At 62.6% G+C, this 20,337-nt stretch carries 19 protein-coding genes and 1 tRNA gene; 11 read left to right on the forward strand and 9 right to left on the reverse strand.

From position 1 onward, the window contains the following. Nucleotides 1-84 precede the first annotated feature (84 nt). Genes AC56QP_RS24435 through AC56QP_RS24460 form a run of 6 tightly spaced genes read right to left on the reverse strand, consistent with a single transcriptional unit; the run spans nucleotide 85 to nucleotide 7,347 of the window. Nucleotides 85-1,338 (reverse strand): ABC transporter substrate-binding protein, encoded by a 1,254-nt coding sequence (locus AC56QP_RS24435; RefSeq protein ID WP_489863135.1) that lies wholly within the window; start codon nucleotides 1,336-1,338, stop codon nucleotides 85-87. Nucleotides 1,339-1,395: 57 nt separating this feature from the next. Further along, entirely contained in the window at nucleotides 1,396-2,907 is a 1,512-nt protein-coding gene (locus tag AC56QP_RS24440) for an aldehyde dehydrogenase family protein (RefSeq protein ID WP_489863134.1), read from the reverse strand. 16 nt (nucleotides 2,908-2,923) lie between these two features. Continuing rightward, entirely contained in the window at nucleotides 2,924-3,700 is a 777-nt protein-coding gene (locus AC56QP_RS24445) for an enoyl-CoA hydratase/isomerase family protein (RefSeq protein ID WP_489863133.1), read from the reverse strand. Further along, nucleotides 3,693-5,243 carry an acyl CoA:acetate/3-ketoacid CoA transferase gene (locus tag AC56QP_RS24450; RefSeq protein ID WP_489863525.1) on the reverse strand — a complete coding sequence of 517 codons (1,551 nt, stop codon included), beginning with the start codon at nucleotides 5,241-5,243 and terminating at the stop codon, nucleotides 3,693-3,695. Before AC56QP_RS24450 ends, AC56QP_RS24445 begins: the two co-directional genes overlap by 8 nt. 47 nt (nucleotides 5,244-5,290) lie before the next feature. Then, nucleotides 5,291-6,307, reverse strand: a complete 1,017-nt coding sequence (locus AC56QP_RS24455) for a Gfo/Idh/MocA family protein (protein WP_489863132.1) — start codon at nucleotides 6,305-6,307, stop codon at nucleotides 5,291-5,293. Next, on the reverse strand, nucleotides 6,304-7,347 hold the full coding sequence (locus AC56QP_RS24460) for a LacI family DNA-binding transcriptional regulator (protein WP_489863131.1): 1,044 nt from the start codon (nucleotides 7,345-7,347) through the stop codon (nucleotides 6,304-6,306). The genes AC56QP_RS24455 and AC56QP_RS24460 overlap by 4 nt, the downstream gene beginning before the upstream one ends. A gap of 242 nt (nucleotides 7,348-7,589) precedes the next feature. Here AC56QP_RS24460 and AC56QP_RS24465 point away from each other — a divergent pair, with 242 nt between their 5' ends. The 8 genes from AC56QP_RS24465 to AC56QP_RS24500 all read left to right on the forward strand — a co-directional run bounded on the left by AC56QP_RS24465 (nucleotide 7,590) and on the right by AC56QP_RS24500 (nucleotide 15,274). Continuing rightward, nucleotides 7,590-8,744 (forward strand): dihydrodipicolinate synthase family protein, encoded by a 1,155-nt coding sequence (locus AC56QP_RS24465; RefSeq protein ID WP_489863130.1) that lies wholly within the window; start codon nucleotides 7,590-7,592, stop codon nucleotides 8,742-8,744. A 97-nt stretch (nucleotides 8,745-8,841) separates the two neighbouring features. After that, nucleotides 8,842-9,906, forward strand: coding sequence for a GDP-mannose 4,6-dehydratase (gmd, locus tag AC56QP_RS24470; protein WP_489863129.1), 1,065 nt, complete (start codon nucleotides 8,842-8,844; stop codon nucleotides 9,904-9,906). A gap of 12 nt (nucleotides 9,907-9,918) precedes the next feature. Then, the gene (fcl, locus tag AC56QP_RS24475; protein ID WP_489863128.1) at nucleotides 9,919-10,893 is read left to right on the forward strand and encodes a GDP-L-fucose synthase; all 975 of its coding nucleotides are present in this window, start codon (nucleotides 9,919-9,921) and stop codon (nucleotides 10,891-10,893) included. A 6-nt stretch (nucleotides 10,894-10,899) separates the two neighbouring features. Next, nucleotides 10,900-12,324 (forward strand): O-fucosyltransferase family protein, encoded by a 1,425-nt coding sequence (locus AC56QP_RS24480; RefSeq protein WP_489863127.1) that lies wholly within the window; start codon nucleotides 10,900-10,902, stop codon nucleotides 12,322-12,324. A 46-nt stretch (nucleotides 12,325-12,370) separates the two neighbouring features. After that, nucleotides 12,371-13,153, forward strand: a complete 783-nt coding sequence (locus tag AC56QP_RS24485) for an O-fucosyltransferase family protein (protein WP_497101003.1) — start codon at nucleotides 12,371-12,373, stop codon at nucleotides 13,151-13,153. Beyond that, nucleotides 13,153-13,857 (forward strand): hypothetical protein, encoded by a 705-nt coding sequence (locus AC56QP_RS24490; RefSeq protein ID WP_497101002.1) that lies wholly within the window; start codon nucleotides 13,153-13,155, stop codon nucleotides 13,855-13,857. Before AC56QP_RS24485 ends, AC56QP_RS24490 begins: the two co-directional genes overlap by 1 nt. 206 nt (nucleotides 13,858-14,063) lie before the next feature. Beyond that, nucleotides 14,064-14,273 carry a hypothetical protein gene (locus tag AC56QP_RS24495; protein ID WP_489863125.1) on the forward strand — a complete coding sequence of 70 codons (210 nt, stop codon included), beginning with the start codon at nucleotides 14,064-14,066 and terminating at the stop codon, nucleotides 14,271-14,273. A 296-nt stretch (nucleotides 14,274-14,569) separates the two neighbouring features. Then, nucleotides 14,570-15,274 (forward strand): outer membrane protein, encoded by a 705-nt coding sequence (locus AC56QP_RS24500; protein ID WP_489863124.1) that lies wholly within the window; start codon nucleotides 14,570-14,572, stop codon nucleotides 15,272-15,274. Nucleotides 15,275-15,524: 250 nt separating this feature from the next. On the opposite strand, the gene AC56QP_RS24505 is transcribed toward AC56QP_RS24500, so the two are convergent. Together AC56QP_RS24505 and cpdR are read right to left on the reverse strand one after the other, a co-directional pair. Continuing rightward, nucleotides 15,525-15,599: transfer RNA gene (locus AC56QP_RS24505), tRNA-Val, on the reverse strand. Between the two features lie 220 nt (nucleotides 15,600-15,819). After that, nucleotides 15,820-16,182: a cell cycle two-component system response regulator CpdR gene (cpdR, locus tag AC56QP_RS24510; protein WP_006199474.1), complete on the reverse strand. Its 363-nt coding sequence runs from the start codon at nucleotides 16,180-16,182 to the stop codon at nucleotides 15,820-15,822. Nucleotides 16,183-16,344: 162 nt separating this feature from the next. On the opposite strand from cpdR, the gene AC56QP_RS24515 reads away from it, so the two are divergent. The 3 genes from AC56QP_RS24515 (at nucleotide 16,345) to AC56QP_RS24525 (ending at nucleotide 19,102) form a co-directional block, all read left to right on the forward strand. After that, complete coding sequence (locus tag AC56QP_RS24515; protein WP_497101001.1) at nucleotides 16,345-17,286, forward strand: N-formylglutamate amidohydrolase; 942 nt, start codon at nucleotides 16,345-16,347, stop codon at nucleotides 17,284-17,286. Between the two features lie 372 nt (nucleotides 17,287-17,658). Continuing rightward, on the forward strand, nucleotides 17,659-18,432 hold the full coding sequence (gene hisN / locus AC56QP_RS24520) for a histidinol-phosphatase (RefSeq protein WP_489863123.1): 774 nt from the start codon (nucleotides 17,659-17,661) through the stop codon (nucleotides 18,430-18,432). 157 nt (nucleotides 18,433-18,589) lie between these two features. Beyond that, entirely contained in the window at nucleotides 18,590-19,102 is a 513-nt protein-coding gene (locus tag AC56QP_RS24525; protein ID WP_489863122.1) for a DUF1579 domain-containing protein, read from the forward strand. A 34-nt stretch (nucleotides 19,103-19,136) separates the two neighbouring features. Here the strand turns inward: AC56QP_RS24525 and AC56QP_RS24530 are convergent, their stop codons facing one another. Beyond that, nucleotides 19,137-20,114, reverse strand: coding sequence for an alpha/beta fold hydrolase (locus tag AC56QP_RS24530; protein WP_489863121.1), 978 nt, complete (start codon nucleotides 20,112-20,114; stop codon nucleotides 19,137-19,139). Nucleotides 20,115-20,337 lie beyond the last annotated feature (223 nt).

Below are 20,337 nucleotides of genomic sequence, written 5' to 3' on the forward strand. Positions count from 1 at the left end.
TCGGATTTCCCGATGCTCCAAGCCAACCAACTATGAGGTGGATCCTTCCCCGCCGGAGCGGGGAAGGTCATTCATGCGTTGCGCTTACTTGGCGTCGTCGATTGCCTTGACCAGCTCGGTCACGGCCTCGTCCGAGGTCTTGATCTGACCATGGACGAACTTCGAGACGACGTCCTTGTAGGCGTTTGCGACCGCCGGAGGCGCGCCATAGCCCTGGGCCAGCGAGCCGAACAGCGTGCCGCCGTCATTGGCTGCCTTCAGGTCGGCGATGCCCTTCTTGCCGCAAGCGTCGAAGTCGGTGTCCGGAACGTCGGTACGAGCCGGAACCGAACCCTTGACGACGTTGAAGGCCGACTGGAAGCTCTTCGACAGGGTGGCGGTGGCCAATGCGACCTGGGCGGCCTTGCGGTCGTCCGGAACGTTGAACATGCCGAACATGTCGGAGTTGTAGATCACGGAGCCGTCGGTGCCCGGGAAGCGATAGCACAGGAAGTCCGTGCCCGGGGTCTTCTTGGCGGCGTGGAACTCACCCTTGGCCCAGTCGCCCATGACCTGCACCAGGGCATCGCCCTTGATGACCATGGCGGTGGCAAGGTTCCAGTCGCGGCCCGAGAAGTTCGGATCGACATAGGTGACGAGCTTGGCCAAGTTGTCGAACGACTTCTTCATCGTGTCGGACTTGAGCGAAGCATCGTCGAGATCGTTGAAGGCCTTCTTGTAGAACTCAGGTCCGCCGGTCGACAGCACGACCGAGTCGAACATGGTGGCTTCCTGCCAGTTCTGGCCGCCGAGAGCGAGCGGGATCACGCCTGCCGCCTTGGCCTTGTCGAGCAGTGCAATGAAGTCGTCGAAGGTCTTCGGCTCGGTGCCGCCGATCTTGTCCATGACGGCCTTGTTGATCCACAGCCAGTTGACCGAGTGGACGTTGACCGGAGCCGCGACCCACTTGCCTTCATAGACCGAGAACTTCTGCAGGGCGGCCGGAACCGACTTGTCCCAGCCTTCCTTCTTGGCCGTCTCGGTCAGGTCGCCCATCACGCCGGCCGCGGCATAGTCGAGCACGGTGTAGCCGAGCATCTGCGAGGCGGTCGGGTAGTTGCCGGCCGCGACCATTGCCTTCAGCGCGGTCATGGCAGCGTCGCCGCCGCCGCCGGCGACAGGCACGTCCTTCCAGGCAAAGCCTTCCTTGGCCAGGTCGCCCTTGAGGACGTTGAGAGCAGCCGCTTCGCCGCCCGACGTCCACCAATGCAGCATCTGCACTTCCTTGACGTCCTCGGCATGGGCCGCGAAAGCCAAGCCCGATGCGAGAGCCGTTCCGATAAGCAGTTTGCGCAACATGTACTTCCTCCCTTGTTGCATTACACGACCGGTGGAGCCCACCGGGTTCTTCCCAACTCAGCCGACCCACCAACCGGTGCGCTGGCCGCGATGAAACTGGATTGTCTTTTCCTCGGTATAATCCTCGACGGCGCGTTTGCCGAGTTCGCGTCCGAGACCGGACTGCTTGTAGCCTCCGAAAGGCAGCTCGGGATAACCTTCCATGAATGTGTTCACCCAAACCGTCCCCGAACGCACCCCACGCGCCACCGACATGCAAGTGTCGATGCTGGCGCTCCACACGCCCGCCGATAAACCATAGGGCGTGTTGTTGGCGATGTGCAACGCCTTTTCAATCGATTCAAAAGTCAGCACGGAAAGCACCGGGCCGAACACTTCTTCGCGCGCGATGGCCATGTCCTCGGTGACACCACGGATGATGGTCGGATCGAGGTATTGGCCGGCATTGGAAGCCAGTTGCTTGCCGCCGCTGTAGACGCTGCTGCCATTGCTTGCTGCTGCCGTGACGTAACCGGCGACTTTGGCCAGGTGGTCCGACGAGATCATGGCGCCGACCTTGGTGCGATCGTCGAGCGGGTCACCAACAACCACCTTGGACGTAAGTGCCTTCACGGTGCTGAGGAAATCGTCGGCGATCGCCTCGTGCACGATCAGCCGGCTGCCGGCGTTGCAGCACTCGCCGGCGTTGAAGAAGCCGCCGAACACCGCCGCGTCGGCGGCCGCCTCGAGGTCGGCGTCGGGGAAGACGATCTGGCCGTTCTTGCCGCCGAGTTCCATCGAGACTTTCTTCAGCGACTGTGCGGCTGATGCCATGGTCATCTTGCCGACGCGGGTGGAGCCGGTGAACGACACCATCTCGACCAGGGGATGGCTGACCATCGGCGCGCCGACATCGGCGCCCAGGCCGGCAAGGATGTTGACGACGCCGGCCGGCAGGCCGGCCTGCATCAGGATGTCGCCGAGGACGAAGGTCGATGCCGAGGTCATTTCGCTCGGCTTGACCACAGCCGTGCAGCCGGCGGCAAGCGCGAAAGGCAGTTTCTGGCTGACGATCAGGAACGGGAAATTCCACGGCGTGATGATCGAGACAACCCCGATCGGTTCACGCAGCACGACGCCCAGCATGGCGTCGCCGAGATTGGCGTAGGATTCGCCATGCAGGGTGCGGGCGAGCGATGCGGCATAGCGCCAGATGTCGACGGCGCCACCGATTTCGCCACGCGCCTGGGCGATCGGCTTGCCGGATTCCAGCGCGTCGAGCCGGGCGACCTCTTCCAGCCGCGCCTCGATCAGGTCGGCCGCCTTGAGCAGGATCGCGGCGCGTTCGGCCGCTTTCATGCGCGGCCACGGGCCGGTCTCGAACGCCTTGTGCGCGGCCTGGACAGCAGCTTCCACTTCCGCCGCGCCGGCCTGTGCATAGTGCGAAACGGTAAAACCATGACCGGGGCTTTTGCGTTCCAACATGCGGCCATCGCGGGCATCGACATGCTTGCCGTCGATCAGCAGCCGATAGGTTTTTGGCGCTGCGGATGCCTCGGCGGGCATGGCGATATTGAGGGGTGCGTTCATCAGATTTTGTTCTTCTCTAGGATCTTGAAAATGCCGGCTTCTGCTTGCTCTTGAAAGCGCCGACGCCGGCCTTGAGGTCGCCGGTCAGGGCGATGAAGCCACTGGCCAGTGCTTCGACGGCGGCGGCACTTTCCTCGCCTTCGGCGACCGCGATCATCAGCTTGGCGGCTTCCGTGGACAGCGGCCCGCGCTCGGCGATCTTTTCGGCCCAGGCCTTGGCCTCCGCATGACCCTTGCCGGTTTCGACCACCCGGTCGACCACGCCCAAGGCCAGCGCTTCGGGAGCGAGGAGAACCTCGCCGCCAAGCGCCATGCGACGCACCGTCTGCGCGCCGAAGCGGCGCACCGCGCGCTGCGTCCCGGACCAGCCGGGCACCACGCCGATCGAGGTTTCGGGGAAGCCTACTTTCATATGCGCCTCGGCGACCCGGAAATCGCAGGCGACCGCCAATTCCAACCCGCCGCCCAGCGCATGGCCCGACAGCACGGCGATGGTCGGTTGCCGCAGCCGCGCCAGCCGATCGAAGACACGATGGCCGTAGCGCACCCATTGCACCTGGAAATCGGCGGCGCTCATCGCGGCCCACGCCTCGACATCGCCGCCGGCACAAAAGCCCTTGCCCTCGCCGCGCAGCAGCACGACACGCACGTCGACTGCCGTCTCCGCTTCGTCGAGTGCTGCCTCCAGCGCGCGCAGCATCGGAATGTCCAGCGCGTTGAATTTCTCCGGCCGGCGCAAGGTGACGATGCCGATGGCGCCGTCCTGCTCGAAGGTGACGAGAGGCTCAGCCATGCGTGCCTCCAAGTGACGCGCCGCCATTCAGCGACAGGCCGATCGGCTGGTCGCGATAGAGCGCTTCCGGAGTCGTCTTGAGGTCCTTGGCGACGGCCAACGGAATTTCCGACTGCGCCAGCACGTCGCGCTGCAGGTCGATGCCTGGCGCGAGTTCGGTGACCACCAGACCTTCCGGGGTCAGCTTCATGACGCAGCGCTCGGTGACGTAGGTTATGTCCTGTCCCTGCGCGACGGCGCGCTTGCCGGAGAAGGAGATGTGCTCGACCTCCGCTACCACCTTCTTGACCTTGCCTTCCTGGTCGATGCGGATGCCGCCATCGGCCAGCGACAGCTTGGCACCGGCGTTGAAGAAGCCGGAGAACACGATCTTCTTCGCCCGCGCGGTGATGTCAACGAAGCCGCCGGCGCCGGCGGTGACATGCGGCCGCGCCGAGAGCTTCGACACGTTGACCGAGCCGTGGCGGTCGATCTGCAGGAAGGACAGCAGCGACGCGTCGAAGCCGCCGGCCTGGAAATAGATGAACTGGTGCGGCGAGGGCATGATGGCCTCGGCATTCGAGGCGCAGCCGAACTTGAAGTCGAGCAGCGGCACGCCGCCGACCGCGCCCTGTTCGATCACCCAGGTGACCTTGCCGTGCTGGCCTTCTTCGAGAAGGATGCGCGGCACATTGGCCGAGATGCCGAAGCCGATATTGACGGCCATGCCGTCCCGAAGCTCCATGGCGACGCGGCGCGCGATCACCTTCTGGACGTTCATCTCGGCGTTGCGGAAGCTCGACAGCGGCCGGAAGATCTCGCCGGAGATCGCCGGATCGTAGGGCGTCAGCGTCGTCTGCAACTGATCGGGGGCGACGACGATATGGTCGACCAGCACGCCCGGCACGCGCACGTCATGCGGCTTCAGCGTGCCGTTCTCGACAACGCGCTTGACCTGCGCGATGACGACGCCACCATTGTTGCGGGCGGCCAGCGCCTGCTCGAGACCGCCGAGATAGGCGCCCTCATGCTCGTAGGTGAGGTTACCGCGCTCGTCCGCTGTGGTGGCGCGGATGATTGAGACTTGTGGCACGATCGAGCGGAAATAGAGCCACTCCTCGCCGTCGAATTGCTGCACCGAAACGATCGGCTCGCTGGCGGCGGCGTTCATGGCGCAGCCCTGATGGCGTGGGTCGGCGAAGGTGTCGAGACCCACCTTGGTCAGCACGCCCGGGCGCTTGGCGGCGGCCTCGCGGTGCATGTCGAACAGGATGCCGGACGGGACGTTGTAGGCGGCGACCGAATTGTCGCCGATCATCTTCCAGATCTGCGGTGGCTCGGAAGAGGAGGGACCGGACGGATAGGAACCGCACAGCGTTCGCTTCAACAGGCCGGGCTTGGCCAGATGGTCAATGCCCTTGATGCCATACATGTCACCGGCGGCGATCGGGTGCAGCGTGGTGATGTCCTTCGGATGGCCTTCGCTGTCGAAGCGCTCACCGATCGCGGCAAGCACGGCGTCCGGGCAGCCAAGGCCGCTCGACGACGACACGGAAACGACCATGCCGTCCTTGATGAGGCCCGCTGCCTGCGCTGCCGAAACGACCTTGCTCAATTCATGCTCCCGAGTTTCGGGTCAATCTTGACGGCCTTGCCGGAATTGGCCGACTGAAGCGCTGCCTCGGCAGCGGTGAGCGACCAGATGCCGTCCTCGCCAGTGGCGGAAGGCCGGCCCTCGCCACGGATCGCGGCATGGAACTGGCGTAGCGACCGGGAGTAGAGGTCCTCGCGGTCGAAGCTCAGTTGTTCCTCGCCCTTGGCGGTGCGCAGCATTACCGAGCCGACCGGCTTCTGCGTCATCACATTGCTGGCGATCAAGGAGCCATCCGAGCCATGCACTTCGAAGCCGGTGTCGGCGAATTTGGTGGTGAAGCCTTCATGCGACTGCGCGATGACGCCCGACTTGAAGCGCCAGATGCACATGGCGCCGTCCTCCAGCCCGCGGCCAGCCATTCCCGCCGATTGGGTGAAGGCCGAAACCTCGAGGGGATCGTCGTCAAGCACGAAGCGCAGCGTGTCGGCGTCATGCACGGTGATGTCGAGCACCACGCCGCCGCCCGCTTCCGGGGTGGTGATGCGCCAGCCCTGCAGGTTTTCCGGCAGATAGACGGAATGGAAGACACGCGCCGCGACCGGCTTGCCGATGCGGCCGGCGGCGATCGCCTCGCGCATGGCGCGATGCGCGCCGGCATTGCGCAGATGGTGGTTGGTGCCGAGTATGACGCCGGCAGCCCTGGCGGCGGCAACCATTGTGCGCGCATCGGCGCTGCTCAGCGCCAGCGGCTTCTCGCACAGCACATGCTTGCCCGCCCTGGCGGCGGCGAGCGCCTGTTCGAGATGCAGTTCGTTTGTGGTCGAGATGTAGACCGCATCGATGTCGGATTTGAGCAGGGCATCAAGCGTCGAAACGGCGGCTGGAATGCCATTTTCCCTGGCATAGGTCGTGGCGCGCTCCGGGCTGGAACTCATCACCGCCGCGATCTCGCCATCGGACTGCGCCCGGATGGCGTTGATCATGAACTGCCTGGCAATCGTGCTGGCGCCGACCAGTCCCCATCTGACGCTCATGCCGCGTCTCCCAGGTCCGCGGATCGATTTGGGCCGCAGCTTTCCCTGACGACCAGATTGACGGCGCCGATATGGTCTTCGGCGCGGGTGGTGCGCGACTGGATCATCTTCAGCATGACGTGGGCGGCGCGTTCGCCCAGACCTGCCGTATCCACCGAGACGCTGGTCAACGCCGGCATGTAGTGCTCGGCCTCGACCACATCGTCGAAACCGACGACGGCGAAATCCGTTCCCGGCTCAAGCCCACGCTTGCGCAATGCCAGCATGACGCCAAAGGCGACGGCGTCGTTGAAGCAGAGGGCCGCGGTCGGCGGCTCAGCCATCGCGAGAGCGGTCTCCAGGCAAGCGATGCCACCTCTGCGGCTGGTCTCGCCCTGGACGACAAGCGTGTCGCGGGCGGCGATGCCGAGCGTCTCGCAGGCTTCGCGAAAACCGCCCAGTCGTTCCTGATAGACCACCAGGTCCGAAGTGCCGCCGAAGAAGACCAGCCGGCGATGCCCCTTGCCGATCAGATGAGCGGTGGCGAGATAGGCGCCGCGATGATTGTCGGGTGCGATCACCGGGATGCGGCTTTCAGGCAGCCGACGCATGGCGAAGACGACCGGCACGCCCGCCGTCTCCAGGCGCCGGAAGGCGCCAGGGGTGGTGCCGCGAGCCGGTGACACGATGAGGCCGGCGACGCCTTGCTCCATCAGCGATTTCAGCACCTCTTCCTGGCGCACGGGGTTCTCCGCCGTGTTGGCGATGAAAGGCACGATGCCGGCCGACTGGAAGACACGCTCCATGCCGACTGCCAGTTCCGCGAAGAAAGGATTGGTGAGATCGTTGATGACCATGCCGATGACGTTGGAATGAGCCTTGCGCAGATTGGCGGCGCCGCGGTTGTAGACGTAACCGACATCCTCGATCGCCTTGCGCACCTTGACCGCGGTTTCAGGCCGGATCAGCCCGCTGCCCTGGAGCACGAGCGATACCGTCGATTTGGACACGCCCGCCTCGCGGGCAATGTCGAATATCGTCGCCTTGGCCCGGCTGGCCATCCCGATGTGTCCTCCCGTTGTTTCTCGGTCAAATCTATTGGAACGTTCTAATCCTTGCTCCTATGATGAGTCAATCGGGATTTTTTCTCGATCTAGAAACCTGATCGCCGGGGGCTGCATGCCATGCGCTTTAACGGTTTCTGTGTTGCATTGCAGCATTTTCCTCTGGATCGACGATGAATCGCAAAGGTCCTTGATTTATTGGAACGTTCCATTTATAGGCGCGATAAAGGGAGAGTTCGATGGACATTGCCTTGCCTGGTCAGGAGGACCACAGCGCCCGCTACCATCTGGTCGGCCAGCCGGCGCGGCCGGTGATCGGCGCGCGGTTTTCCCGCATCGCCTATGCCGCCGCGCATGTCGTTGCCGACCCGCTTGCGATGACCGATCCGTGGTCGCGGCCGGTAGTCGACTGGGAACGGACCATGGCCTTCCGTCACCATTTGTGGCGGCTCGGCTTCCGCATCGCCGAAGCCATGGACACGTCGCAGCGCGGCATGGGTTTCGACTGGCCAAGCGCACAGGAATTGATCCGGCGATCGATTGCCGAGGCGCGTACGGTCGATGGCGCCGACCTTGCGTCGGGCGCAGGGACGGATCATCTGGCGCCGGCCGCCGCCAAGACGCTCGACGATGTGATCAGCGCCTATGAGGAGCAGTTCGCTTTCATCGAAGGCCTTGGCGGCAAGGCGATCATGATGGCCAGCCGGGCGCTGGCGGCTGTCGCCAAGGGCCCGGAAGACTACGCCAGTGTCTATGACCGCATTCTGAGCCAGGCCTCCGGCAAGGTCATCCTGCATTGGCTGGGCGACATGTTCGACCCGGCGCTGAAAGGTTATTGGGGCAGTAGCGATTTCGAAACCGCGCTGGACACGGTCGTCGCCATCATCGAACGCCACGCCGGGAAGGTCGAAGGGATAAAGATCTCCCTGCTCGATGCTGGCAAGGAGGTCGCGCTGAGGGACCGGCTGCCCGAAGGGGTCGTCATGTTCACCGGCGACGATTTCAACTATCCCGAGCTGATCGCCGGCGACGGCAAGAAACACTCGCACGCGCTGCTCGGCATCTTCGATGCGATTGCGCCGGTCGCCAACGCCGCGCTGGCGAAACTGGCGAGCGGCGATCGCGCCGGCTATGACGCGCTGATGGCGCCGACGGTACCGCTGTCGCGCAAGATCTTCGAGGCGCCGACCGAGTATTACAAGGCCGGCATCGTCTTCATGGCATGGCTGAACGGCCACCAGGACCATTTCTCGATGATCGGCGGCATGCAGTCGGCCCGCGGCATCCGCCACTATGCCGATGTCTTCCGGCTCGCCGACCAGGCGGGATTGCTGGCCGACCCGGAACTCGCCATCACCAGGATGAAGAGCCTCTGCGCCATCGCGGGCGTCTGAGCTGCACGAAGTTGGGCTAAAAGAATCCCCGCACGGGGATTTGCGTTGTTGGTTTGAATCTGTATTGCGGGAGTGCAGATCAGGGACCAATAGAGCGATGGCAGACAAAGTGGCGCTCATCACCGGTGTAACCGGCCAGGACGGGGCTTATCTGGCACAGCTGCTTTTGCAGAAGGGCTATGTCGTCCACGGCATCAAGCGCCGCTCGTCTTCGTTCAACACCGAGCGCGTCGACGACATCTATATCGATCCGCATGAGCGCGACGCTCGTTTCTTCCTGCACTATGGCGACCTTACGGACGCCACCAACCTGATCCGTCTGGTGCAGGAGACGCAGCCGGACGAGATCTACAATCTCGGCGCCCAGAGCCACGTCCAGGTGAGTTTCGAGACGCCTGAATACACTGGCAATGCCGATGCGTTGGGGACGCTCAGGCTGCTGGAGGCAATCCGCATCCTGCGGCTGGAAAAAACGGTGCGTTTCTACCAGGCATCGACGTCGGAACTCTATGGAAGAGCACTGGACGTTCCGCAGCGCGAGACGACGCCCTTCCAGCCGCGCTCGCCCTATGCCGCCGCCAAGCTCTATGCCTACTGGATCACGGTCAACTATCGCGAGGCCTATGGCATGTTTGCCGCCAATGGCATCCTGTTCAACCACGAGAGCCCGACCCGTGGCGAAACCTTCGTCACCCGCAAGATCACGCGCGCCGTCGCGTCAATTCATCGTGGCCTGCAGGAGACGCTCTATCTCGGCAATATCGACGCCAGGCGCGACTGGGGTCATGCGCGCGACTATGTCGAGGGCATGTGGCGCATCCTGCAGCACAACGAGGCGGACGATTTTGTGCTGGCGACGGGCGAGGCGCATTCGGTGCGCGAATTCGTCGAACTGGCCTTTTCTGAAACCGGGCGGACCATTCGCTGGCAGGGCACGGGCGTGGACGAGATCGGCATCGATGCCGGCTCGGGCGCCGCGTTGGTGCGCATCGACCCGCGCTATTTCCGGCCGACCGAGGTCGACCTGCTCGTCGGCGACGCATCCAAGGCCAGAGCGAAGCTCGGCTGGTCGCACGTGACCGGTTTCAAGGACCTGGTGGCGGAGATGGTGCGGGCCGATCTGGCACGCGTCGCCGCTGATGCCAGGCACGGCTATTCCTGATACGGCAGGGCGATGAACGAGACCTTCGACCTCAGGGGCAAACGGGTTTTCGTGGCCGGACATCGCGGCATGGTCGGCTCCGCCATCGTGCGCAGGCTGGCAGCCGAGGATTGCGAGATCCTGACCGTAGGGCGCGACGAACTCGACCTCCTCGATCAGGCCGGCGTGCGGCGCTGGATGGCCGATCATCGGCCTGATGCCGTGGTGATGGCGGCCGCCAAGGTCGGCGGCATCCTGGCCAATGACAGGTTTCCGGCCGATTTCCTGTATGAGAATATCGAGCTGCAGACCAATGTCATCGAAGCTGCTTTTCGCAGCGAGGTGGGCAAACTGCTGTTTCTCGGCTCGTCCTGTATCTACCCGAAATTCGCGCCGCAGCCGATCCCGGAGGATGCCCTGCTGACCGGGCCGCTGGAGCCAACCAATGAATGGTACGCGATCGCCAAGATCACCGGGCTGAAACTCTGCCAGGGCTACCGGCGCCAGCACGGCGTCGACTATATCTCGGCGATGCCAACCAATCTCTATGGTCCAGGTGACAATTTCCACCTTGAATCCGGTCACGTCATACCCGCATTGATGCGCAAGGCGCATGAAGCAAAGCAGGCTGGTCGCAAAAACCTGCAGGTATGGGGATCGGGCAAACCGATGCGCGAGTTCCTGCATGTCGACGATGCAGCCGATGCGCTGGTCTTCCTCTTGAAAACCTACACCGGTGAAAGCCACATCAATGTCGGCACGGGTCAAGACATCACCATCGCCGAACTGGCCAGGACGGTCGCCTCGGTCGTCAGCGGCGACGCGAAGATTACATTCGATACGACCAAGCCGGATGGCACACCGCGCAAGCTGCTGGACGTCTCGCGGCTGTTTGCCACCGGCTGGCGCCCTCGCTACTCGTTGCGCAGCGGGCTGGAGCAGACATATGCATGGTTCCTCCGGCATATCGAAGCCGGCCAGGTCCGGCTGTCAGCGCCCGAAAGTTGATGCCGCTTGAGCGATTTCTCCATGATGACATTGGCGGCGACCAGGGCAGACGGCCTTGGAGGCCGCCTGCTCGCCATGGTCAACGCAAAATGTCTCGCCGACAAACTGGGGTGCCGTTTCGGCTTCACCTGGAACCGCCGATCCCTCGACGACATGCAATTCCACATTGTCGATTCCGTCGACAAGGTTTTCGCCACCGGCTTTATCGAGAAACACTGGCTGGGCGAGAAGATCGACGTTTCCCGGTACGGTGTCCTCGACGGGACACCATTCACGCGGTCCAGCCTGGCAGCCGATGCCCGTCGGAACGGTTCCCAAGGATGGATCTGCGATGATTTCCGCATCCTGAAATCGTTCCGGCAGGGCTGGTTCAGGGCGATGCTGCCAGCCAACAGGTCGGCCCGATCAAGGCATCGGACGTTTGGCACGCTTGGCTTTTCCGAACCCGTGAGAGCAACCATTGCAGCCGCTGACGGGCGTCGGGTTTCCCGGCCAATGGCGGCGCTGCATCTGCGCAGCGGCGACATCATCCACGGCAACTACCGCTCGCGGTTGGAGTTTTGCGAGAAGGTCATTCCCGCACCGCTAGCCAAGGCGATCGTATCGAAACTGGCGTCAAAAGGCCTGGCGACGCTGGTGATCGGCCAGGATCGGGCAACGCTCGACTATCTGAAATCGGAGACGGGAGCTTTCCTCTCCGACGATTTCGGAGCGGGCCAGTTCGAAGACGAGACACTCAAGGCGTTTTTCGAAATGGCATTGATGGCTCGGTGTCGGCAGATCTATGCGGGAAGCAGCGTGTTCGCGACAATCTCCTCGGTGATGGGCGGTATCCGCGCCCTCCGACCAAAAGCCTTGTTCGGCGAACGTGGAACAGCGACGGCCATCCTGGACGAATTGAAGGTTCGGCAATCCGATTACCATCCGCTGGAGGCGGCCTTTGGCTATCAGTCGGCCTTCCTGCTTATGGAGGACAGCATCAGCCCAGCGCAGGCGCGGGGAATTCTCGAAAAGGCGGCCGCGCTCGATCCGCCGAACCCCGCCTATGCGCTGAAGATGGCGGCCGGCTATTTTCGGGAACAGAATTATCGAGGCGGCGAGGCAATTCTGAAAGCGTTCATGCTCAGGGAAATCGATGTCGGCGCCGAAGATTCCATGCAGATCATGCAGGTTTTGACCGGCGCCTCGTGGCGCGGCCATGTCATGGCCCGTGACTTCGAACTCTACTTTGCCGCGGCCAAGGCTGGCTGTGCCTACGCCGCGGCATGCTCTGCCCATATCCTTCACACGGTTCTGGGCAGAACCGAGGCCGCCTTGGCAATGGCTGCGCTATCACTCAAGGCGGAACCCGCCAACCAGCTTTTCCGGGAAATCGAATTGGCGATCCGGACAGCCGCGACGGCAAATGACAGCTCGCTCTTGCGCGTTTAGCCGCCGGTAGGCGCCTTCGAACTTCGCAGTGGATTGGAACAGACATATGCATGGTTTCTCCGCCACATTGAAAAGGGCGATGTCCGGCTCGGGACCGCATGACGACAGGTCGATGTTGATCGCCGTCAACAGGGATGACGGGCTCGGCGGCCGCCTGCTGGCCATGGCCAACGCAAAGTCACTCGCCGACAGGCTCGGCTACCGTTTCGGCTTCACCTGGAACAGCAGCGCCATCGTCGACCAGGAATCCCATACCGTCGACGTGGTCGGCAAGATCTTTTCCGCCGACTTTATCGAGAAGCACTGGCTGGGCGAGAAGATCAAGACCTCCGATTTCGGCGTTCTTGGCGGCGCCGCGTTCACGCCGTCGGACCTTGATGCGGAGGCACGACAGGGAAGGCAGCGCGGCTGGATCTGCGACGACTTCGACGTCCTCGATTTCTTCCGCGACGATGATGCCGCACCGATGCGAAGGTCCGAAACGCTGCGGGCCTTCGGTTTCTCGCCGGCCGTGCGGCAGGCGCTCGACGCGGCCGGCAAATGCCGCTTTCCCGGCCCGATGGCAGCGTTGCATCTTCGCAGCGGCGACATCGTCTACGGCCATCATCGCAGACGGCTGGTTTTCGCCGACAAGGTCATTCCCTCGACATTGGCCAAGGCGATCGTGTCGGAACTTTCATCGAGGGGCCTGACAACCCTGCTGATCGGCCAGGATCATGCCACGCTCGACTATCTCAAGGCCGAAACCGGGGCGCTGCGGACCGACGACTTCGGCGCTGGAGACTTCAGGGGGAGGAAGCCCTCAGCGCATTCTTCGAGATGGCGCTGATGGCAAGATGCCAGCAGATCCATGCCGGAGGCAGCATCTACGCGGCGGTAGCATCAGTGATGGGCGATGTCCCTTGCGTCGGCGCCAACGCACTTTTCAGCAAGTCGCGCGCGGCGGAAATCATCCTGGAAGAGTTGCGGGTGCACCAATCCGACTATCACCCGCTTGAGGCTGCCTTTGGCTATCAATGGACCCTTCTGACCCTGGAAGACGAGATCAGTCCGGCGCGAGCAAGGGAGCTTCTGGAGAAAGCCCAGGTGCTGGACCCGCGAAACGACGCCTATGACCTGAAAATGGCGGCTGCCTGTTTTCGTGATGGCGATCCTGCCTCGGGCGAGGCGATCCTGAAATCGCTGATGACCAGCCAGTCCAGGACGCGCTCCAAGATTCCCTTGCCGATGATGGACATCCTGACCGATCGGCTCGGTGGTCGCCTGACGATGGAAAAGGACTTCGAGGTTTTCTTCGCCGCGGCGAAGGCTGGCCATCCCTACGCCATGGCTTGCTCGGCCTATATCCTTCTTGAAGTGCTGGGGAACAGGAAGTCGGCGGTGGAGATGGCGGCAAGGCTGGTGAAGACGGAGCCTGAAAATTCGATCTTCAGGAGAATCAGGCGGCGCGTGGCGTTGGGCAAGAAGCCGAAATCCGGACGAATGGCGAGAGCCATGTGGCGGCTCGGCCGGCTGAGGACGTCCTGGCTCTAAGCTGCGATCGAGCACAGGTCCCGAGGCTTCGCGGCGTGATCGCCGTGGCGATCAAGATGATGACCGGCTGGCGGTGCGGAGGTGTCATCAGGACCGCCCGCCCACTCAAGCATGGAAGCCGGCATCGGCATTTTTCTTTTGAACCAAATCTCCCGGGATCGCGACCAAGCGGCGTGTCCAAACACGGTCAATCACGGAGAACGTCTATGCGTACTGTTTCAAGAAACGTCCTTTTGGCCGCCCTCGCCGTTTCGGTGCTGGCCGGCTGCAAGACAACCAGCCCCAGGGAATGCGACAAGCTGAAGCCGGGCGTCACTTACAACGGGAAATGCTGCGGTGTCGGCGATGCGCCTTGCCGCGAAGGCAAGGGCGGCAGCGACAGGCCCGGAAATACTCCCGACCCAGAACCGCAATGATCTGATCGTGCTCACCGTCCTGGCCAGGGCGTTCTGCAACGAGGCTTCCCCGTGGTTCGACGACCTGCGGGGCTCGGTGGGAAAAACGGGACTTATTTGGAGGTAGCAGCAGGCTGTCGGATGTGGGAACCCAATGAGTTGCGAAAGGGCTGAATTGGTTCGCTTCTCCCGGTCAGTCTATGTGACCAGGCTGAGGTCCGCGATTGACGGATTCGTAACAATCCTCAACGCTCGCCAAGATCATCTGGGGATCGCCTCGCCGTTTGTGCTGATCCTGTGACTTTCTGGCTACATACATGACTGACAAAGCTGATACACTTTGGTGCTTGTCGAATTCGGTGGGGATTATGATGAAGAGTTTCTTGCTCGCTTCTGTTTTTGGTCTCGCACTGTGCGCACCTGTGATGGCTGCCGATATGGCAACGCCAGCCGAGACGCCGGAATGGACATGGCAAGGGCCTTATGCAGGCGTGTTTGGTGCGGGAACGCTCGAGCACTACAAGATTCACGAGCCGAACATCGACGCCGGTGCCACGCACAGTGTTGGCTCGGCGACCCTTGGCGGTTTTGCCGGCTACAACTTCCAATCGGGCAAGGTCGTCTACGGTGTTGAAGGCGAACTGGGCTATCGCTTCAAGAAGTCGTCCTTCGATGATATCCCTGGCCCGGGCAGACTGGACGCCTCGCTCGGCTTGTTCGGTTCGCTGAAGGGCAGGATCGGTGTTGATATGGGCGCCTATATGCCCTTCGTGACAGCAGGTGTCACCGCAACCCGGCTGAAGACAAACGCAATCGGCTTCTCGGAGCAGGACGCGACGCTTGTCGGCGGCATTGTCGGTGCTGGTATCGATGTGGCGCTGACCCACAACGTCTTCCTGCGCGGTGAGTACGACTTCTCGTTCTTCGGCAAGAAGACGCTTGAATATTGTGGCGGCGGCTGCGTACTCGAACACACAGTTCAGACGCATGATTTCAGGGTCGGTGTCGCGATGAAGTTCTAACTGCCCTTGGCCGCTATATAGGCGCGGGCTTCCGCGATCACACCAAAACTCCAGCCGTGCAAATCGGCCATGAGTTGCAGCGCGGCGGACCTGACGGCCGTCTGCCGGTGTCACGCTCTCCAAGGCGCCGGCCTACCGCTGTTTGCCGAGATCCCAGTGAAGCTGGAGCAGCGCAATTGCGGTGCCAACCAAATCGACCTCCGATAAGCGCTGCTATGCAGCAGAGGCTATCGGCTAAGTCTTGAAAGGATGGTGGGCGTGACAGGGATTGAACCTGTGACCCCTGCAATGTCAATGCAGTGCTCTCCCGCTGAGCTACACGCCCATCCGAAGCCGCGCATACACCATTTTTGATCCGGCGCGTCAATAGCAGGAAAAAGGAAAGAAGGCGTCGTCTCGCCGCAGCGGCGAACGGGCGCCAACGGCTAAAGCGCGTCGCGTCTGAACGGATTCAGGCGACGCGTTTTGGGTCTTTGTTTTCATGCGTGTCGTCCTCCCAAAACCGGGACCACTTTTGGGCGACATGCATCGGCCGGGAAAGCGGCTCAGGCTGCCTGCAGCATCTTTTCGACCTCGTTGACGAGATCGCGCAGGTGGAATGGTTTCGACAGCACCTTGGCGTCTTTCGGCGCCTTGGAATCAGGGTTCAGCGCGACGGCAGCGAAACCGGTGATGAACATCACCTTGAGGTCGGGATCGATCTCGGTGGCGCGCCGCGCGAGCTCTATGCCGTCCATCTCCGGCATGACGATGTCGGTCAAGAGCAGCGAGAACGGTTCTTCACGCAGGCGCTCATAGGCGCTGGCGCCGTTGTCGAAATCGCTGACCTGATAGCCGGCGCGCTCCAGCGCCTTGACGAGGAACCGACGCATATCGTCGTCGTCTTCCGCCAGAAGAATGCGTGCCATGATATCCCGTCCGAATCACCCGCCCGAGATTGCCGTTGGGCAAGCCCGTTAACCATCCTGTATATGAGGAGGTGAGGGTAAACATCAAGTGAACGAAGACGGCGATGAGCCATATTTGCCCGGCGGCGCGGCCGCTGAAATGCTGGACACGCGGCCAGCAAGGTGGCACTTTCACACAATGATGCACTGGTGTTTTCGGGTTCGCTCAAATTGAAGACGGCAGCCGAGGATTTTTCGGTCGTTCCCCCCTTCGAGATCCGGTCGGGCGCCGAGCAGCGCGTCCCCTTCCTCTTCAACTCACCGCATAGCGGTCGCTACTATCCGGAGCGCTTCCTTGCCATGGCAAGGCTGGACCGCAACGCCATCCGCCGGTCGGAGGATTGCTATGTCGATGAGCTGTTCGGCGGCGCCGTCGCACTTGGCGCGCCGATGCTGGCGGCGAACTTCCCGCGCGCCTATCTCGACGTCAACCGCGAGCCCTGGGAACTCGATCCGCGCATGTTCGCCGAGCCGGTGCCGTCCTTCTGCAACATCCGGTCGGCGCGGGTGGCCGGCGGGCTCGGCACCGTACCCAAGCTGGTGGGCGAGGGGCTGGATATCTATTCCGGCCGCTTGCCTTTGGCCGAAGCGGTCGCCCGCATCGAGGCCGTCTACAAGCCCTATCATGAGACGCTGAAACGGCTTTTGACCAGAACCCATGCCCGCTTCGGCTTTGCCGTGCTGATCGACTGTCATTCGATGCCGGCGAGCATCCGTGTCGGCGACAACGGTTTGCGGCCCGATTTCATCATCGGTGACCGTTTCGGCATCTCGGCCACCGCGGCATTGACCGAGACCGCCATCGGTCTGCTCACCGCCATGGGCTATACCGTCGCCCACAACAAACCCTATGCCGGCGGCTTCATCACCGAACACTACGGTCGCCCGGCGCGTCATCTGCTTGCGCTGCAGATCGAGGTCAATCGCGGGCTCTACATGAACGAGCGGACCTTCGAGAAGGCCGCCGGGTTCGACGCGCTGGCCGACGATCTGACGCGTTTCTCGGCGGATCTGATGGCGATGCCCGACCATCATTTCGTTGACCTGCCGCTGGCCGCGGAGTGAAATCGAGGCTTGTTTCTATACAAGTCGTTGTCCCAAGACCGCCGCGCACTTTTGGGCGACATGCATCGGGAATTGCGGCATAAAAAAAAGACCGCATCGTTTGCACGATACGGTCGAAGTCTAGGGAGGAAACGCCCAAGGAGGGCATGGACAGGAAAACCTGTCCAAGGCTGAGGGTATTGTGCGCTGCACAAATGTCAAGCGATCTTCAGGCTTTTTTAATTCATAGTGATGTGGAAATTGCGTTTCGATGATATCGGTGTGACATTTCGGCAACGGTTGTCGCAGCGGAAAAGTCGTCGAACACCCTTGTCTTGGCTGGAAAGTGGCGGCAGAGCATGGCTTGGCCATGCTGCAATGCGGGAGAATCAGTTGGACATCAGCATCGATTTCATGCGTCGCATTGCGCAGGCGGCAGCGGCGGAAACCCTGCCGCGTTTTCGCCGCCAGGGCGCGGTCGCCAACAAGGAAAAGGGCAGTTTCGATCCGGTCACCGAAGCCGACCGCGAGGCCGAACGCGCCATCCGGGCGCTCATATCGGCGGAGTATCCAGACCACGGCATCCTCGGCGAGGAGCATGGCAGCGAGAATACCACCAGCAGGAATGTCTGGGTGATCGATCCGATCGACGGCACGCGCGCCTTCATCTCCGGCCTGCCGGTGTGGGGGACGCTGGTCGGGCTGACAGTCGATGGCGACGCCGTCGCCGGCATGATGTCGCAGCCCTTCACCGGCGAGCTCTTCTACGCCAATGCCTCGGGCTCGCACTATGAGGGACCGGGCGGCCCACGCAAGCTGACAACTCGCAAGACCACGAAGCTTGCCGATGCGACGTTCTTCACCACGACGCCGGCGCTCTACCAGGGCGAGGCGCGCAAGCGCTACGATCAGTTCGAAAAGCAGGTGCAACTCGCCCGCTACGGCACCGATTGCTATGCCTTCGCCATGGTCGCGTCAGGAAGCGTCGACATCGTCGCCGATCCCGGATTGAAGCCTTACGACATCGTGGCGCTGATCCCGATCATCGAGAAGGCGGGCGGCGTCGTCACCACCTTCGACGGCGGACCGGCGGAAAAGGGGGGCGACGTGCTGGCGGCGGCGACGCCGGAGCTGCATGCGGCCGCGATGGCGGCCTTGCGCGGTTAAGGTCCGCTGATATTCAGCCTGGATCTCGACGGACCCTGGCGCGGTGACGCGCAGGTTCGGGTTAAGGCATCGATTGCCAATCCGGCAGGGCAACCCTCCTGACAGACAGGTGTCAGTACCCTTCTGTTATGGGAGGATCTCACCTGGGGAGGACCACATGCCGACGCAATCAACAGTCAGCCGCGTCAATGACGTTCCGGTGGATGGCCGCAGCGATTTCGATTTCTTCTTCGGCAACTGGGACGTCAGCCATAGAAGGCTGCAAAAGCGCCTGGCAGGCGACGGCAATTGGGACGTGTTCGGTGGCACATGCGTGGTGCGCTCGCTGCTCGGCGGGCTCGGCAATGTCGACGACAATGTGATCGAGCTGCCGGGCGGCGCCTATCGTGCGGCCACGGTGCGAACCTTCGATCCGGCGACGAGGCAATGGTCGATCTGGTGGATCGATGGCCGCAATCCCCTGACCATCGACGTGCCGATGCGCGGTGCGTTCTCCGACGGCGTCGGCATATTCCTGTGCGAGGATGTCTTCGACAGCAGGCCGATCCGGGTTCGCTTCCTCTGGTCAGGGATCACGCAAAATACGGCGCGCTGGGAGCAGGCCTTCTCGGTGGATGGCGGCACGAGCTGGGAGACCAACTGGATCATGGACTTCGCCCGTCGGGGATAAGTCGGCGAAAAGACGCTAACCTTGTGCTCCGGCATCAGAGCGTCGGGTCGTCGCTGCCTGGAATGAAGGCGTCGAAGGCAGCCAGCAACTGCTCGCGGTAAAAATCGGCTTCCTGCAGGATTTCATGGCGGGAGCCGTCGATCATCAGCAGCGAGCCGAGCCGCAGTTGCCGGGCATAGGCTTCCACCGCCTTGGTCGAGACGACCTGGTCGGCGCCAGCGGCGATCACCAGCAAAGGAACTTGGATCCTGGCCATGAAGTCGGGATCGCTGACGGCCTCGGATGCCTTCGCGGCCGCCCGTAGCCAGCGGATTGTCGGGCCGCCAAGCGCCAGTTGCGGATACTCTTCGTAGATGCGCGTGTTGCGTCGATAGCGCACGGGATCGGAAGTCAGCTTGTTGGCGTCGAAGGGCGCTGTCACCTTAGGCCGCGGACCCCATGCGGCGTAGAGCCGGCCAAGGCCGAGCGCGCAGAAAAACGAACAGACGCGGCGAACCGTTCTGATCGAGACCGGTAGATCGGGAAGCGTCAGGAACGGCGCAATCAGCACCATGCGCCGCACGCGGTTCACCATCGACGGCGCGGCAAGCAGCGTGATCAATGCACCGGCCGAATGGGCGAGGATATAATACGGTCCGCGGCAGTCGGGCAGCACGATCTCCTCGAAGAACTGTTCCAGGTCCGCGGTATAGTCGCGGAAGCTCCTGACGTAGCCGCGCTGGCGGTCGCGGATCAGCCGGTCGGAATCGCCCTGGCCGCGCCAGTCGAGGGTGGCAACGCCGAAGCCGCGATCGGCAAGGTTGCGGATGGTTTCGAAGTACTTCTCGATGCACTCGTTGCGGCCGGACAGGACGACCACGGTGCCCTTCAACGGGCGTGCGACCGCTGCAAACAGGCCGTAGCGGATCTTCTTGCCGTCACGGGTGGTGAAGAAGCCGCCAGTGGCGTTTTTCGGTCGCGGATTGCCCTCGATTTCGTGAAAAAGGGGGATGTCGTGGACAAGATCCGTCATTCGGCGCTTCGTGCTTGGCGTCTGGCGTGCCCGCCGGTGCTGGCTGGCTCCGCTAAGGTGATAGACGCCCATGCGCCAAAAGCAAAGGAATTCCGGGAGATGGGGAGCTGCAATGGGAAGGCCGGAAGCCGCTTCACGCGTGCCTCCGGCCTCTGTCGATCCGGGAGGAAGGGACGTTAACACCCGGTTCGGCCTCGTCGCGGCACCTGCCTCTGAAATCCGG

Source organism: Mesorhizobium sp. RCAM 05104 (genome assembly GCF_059683645.1).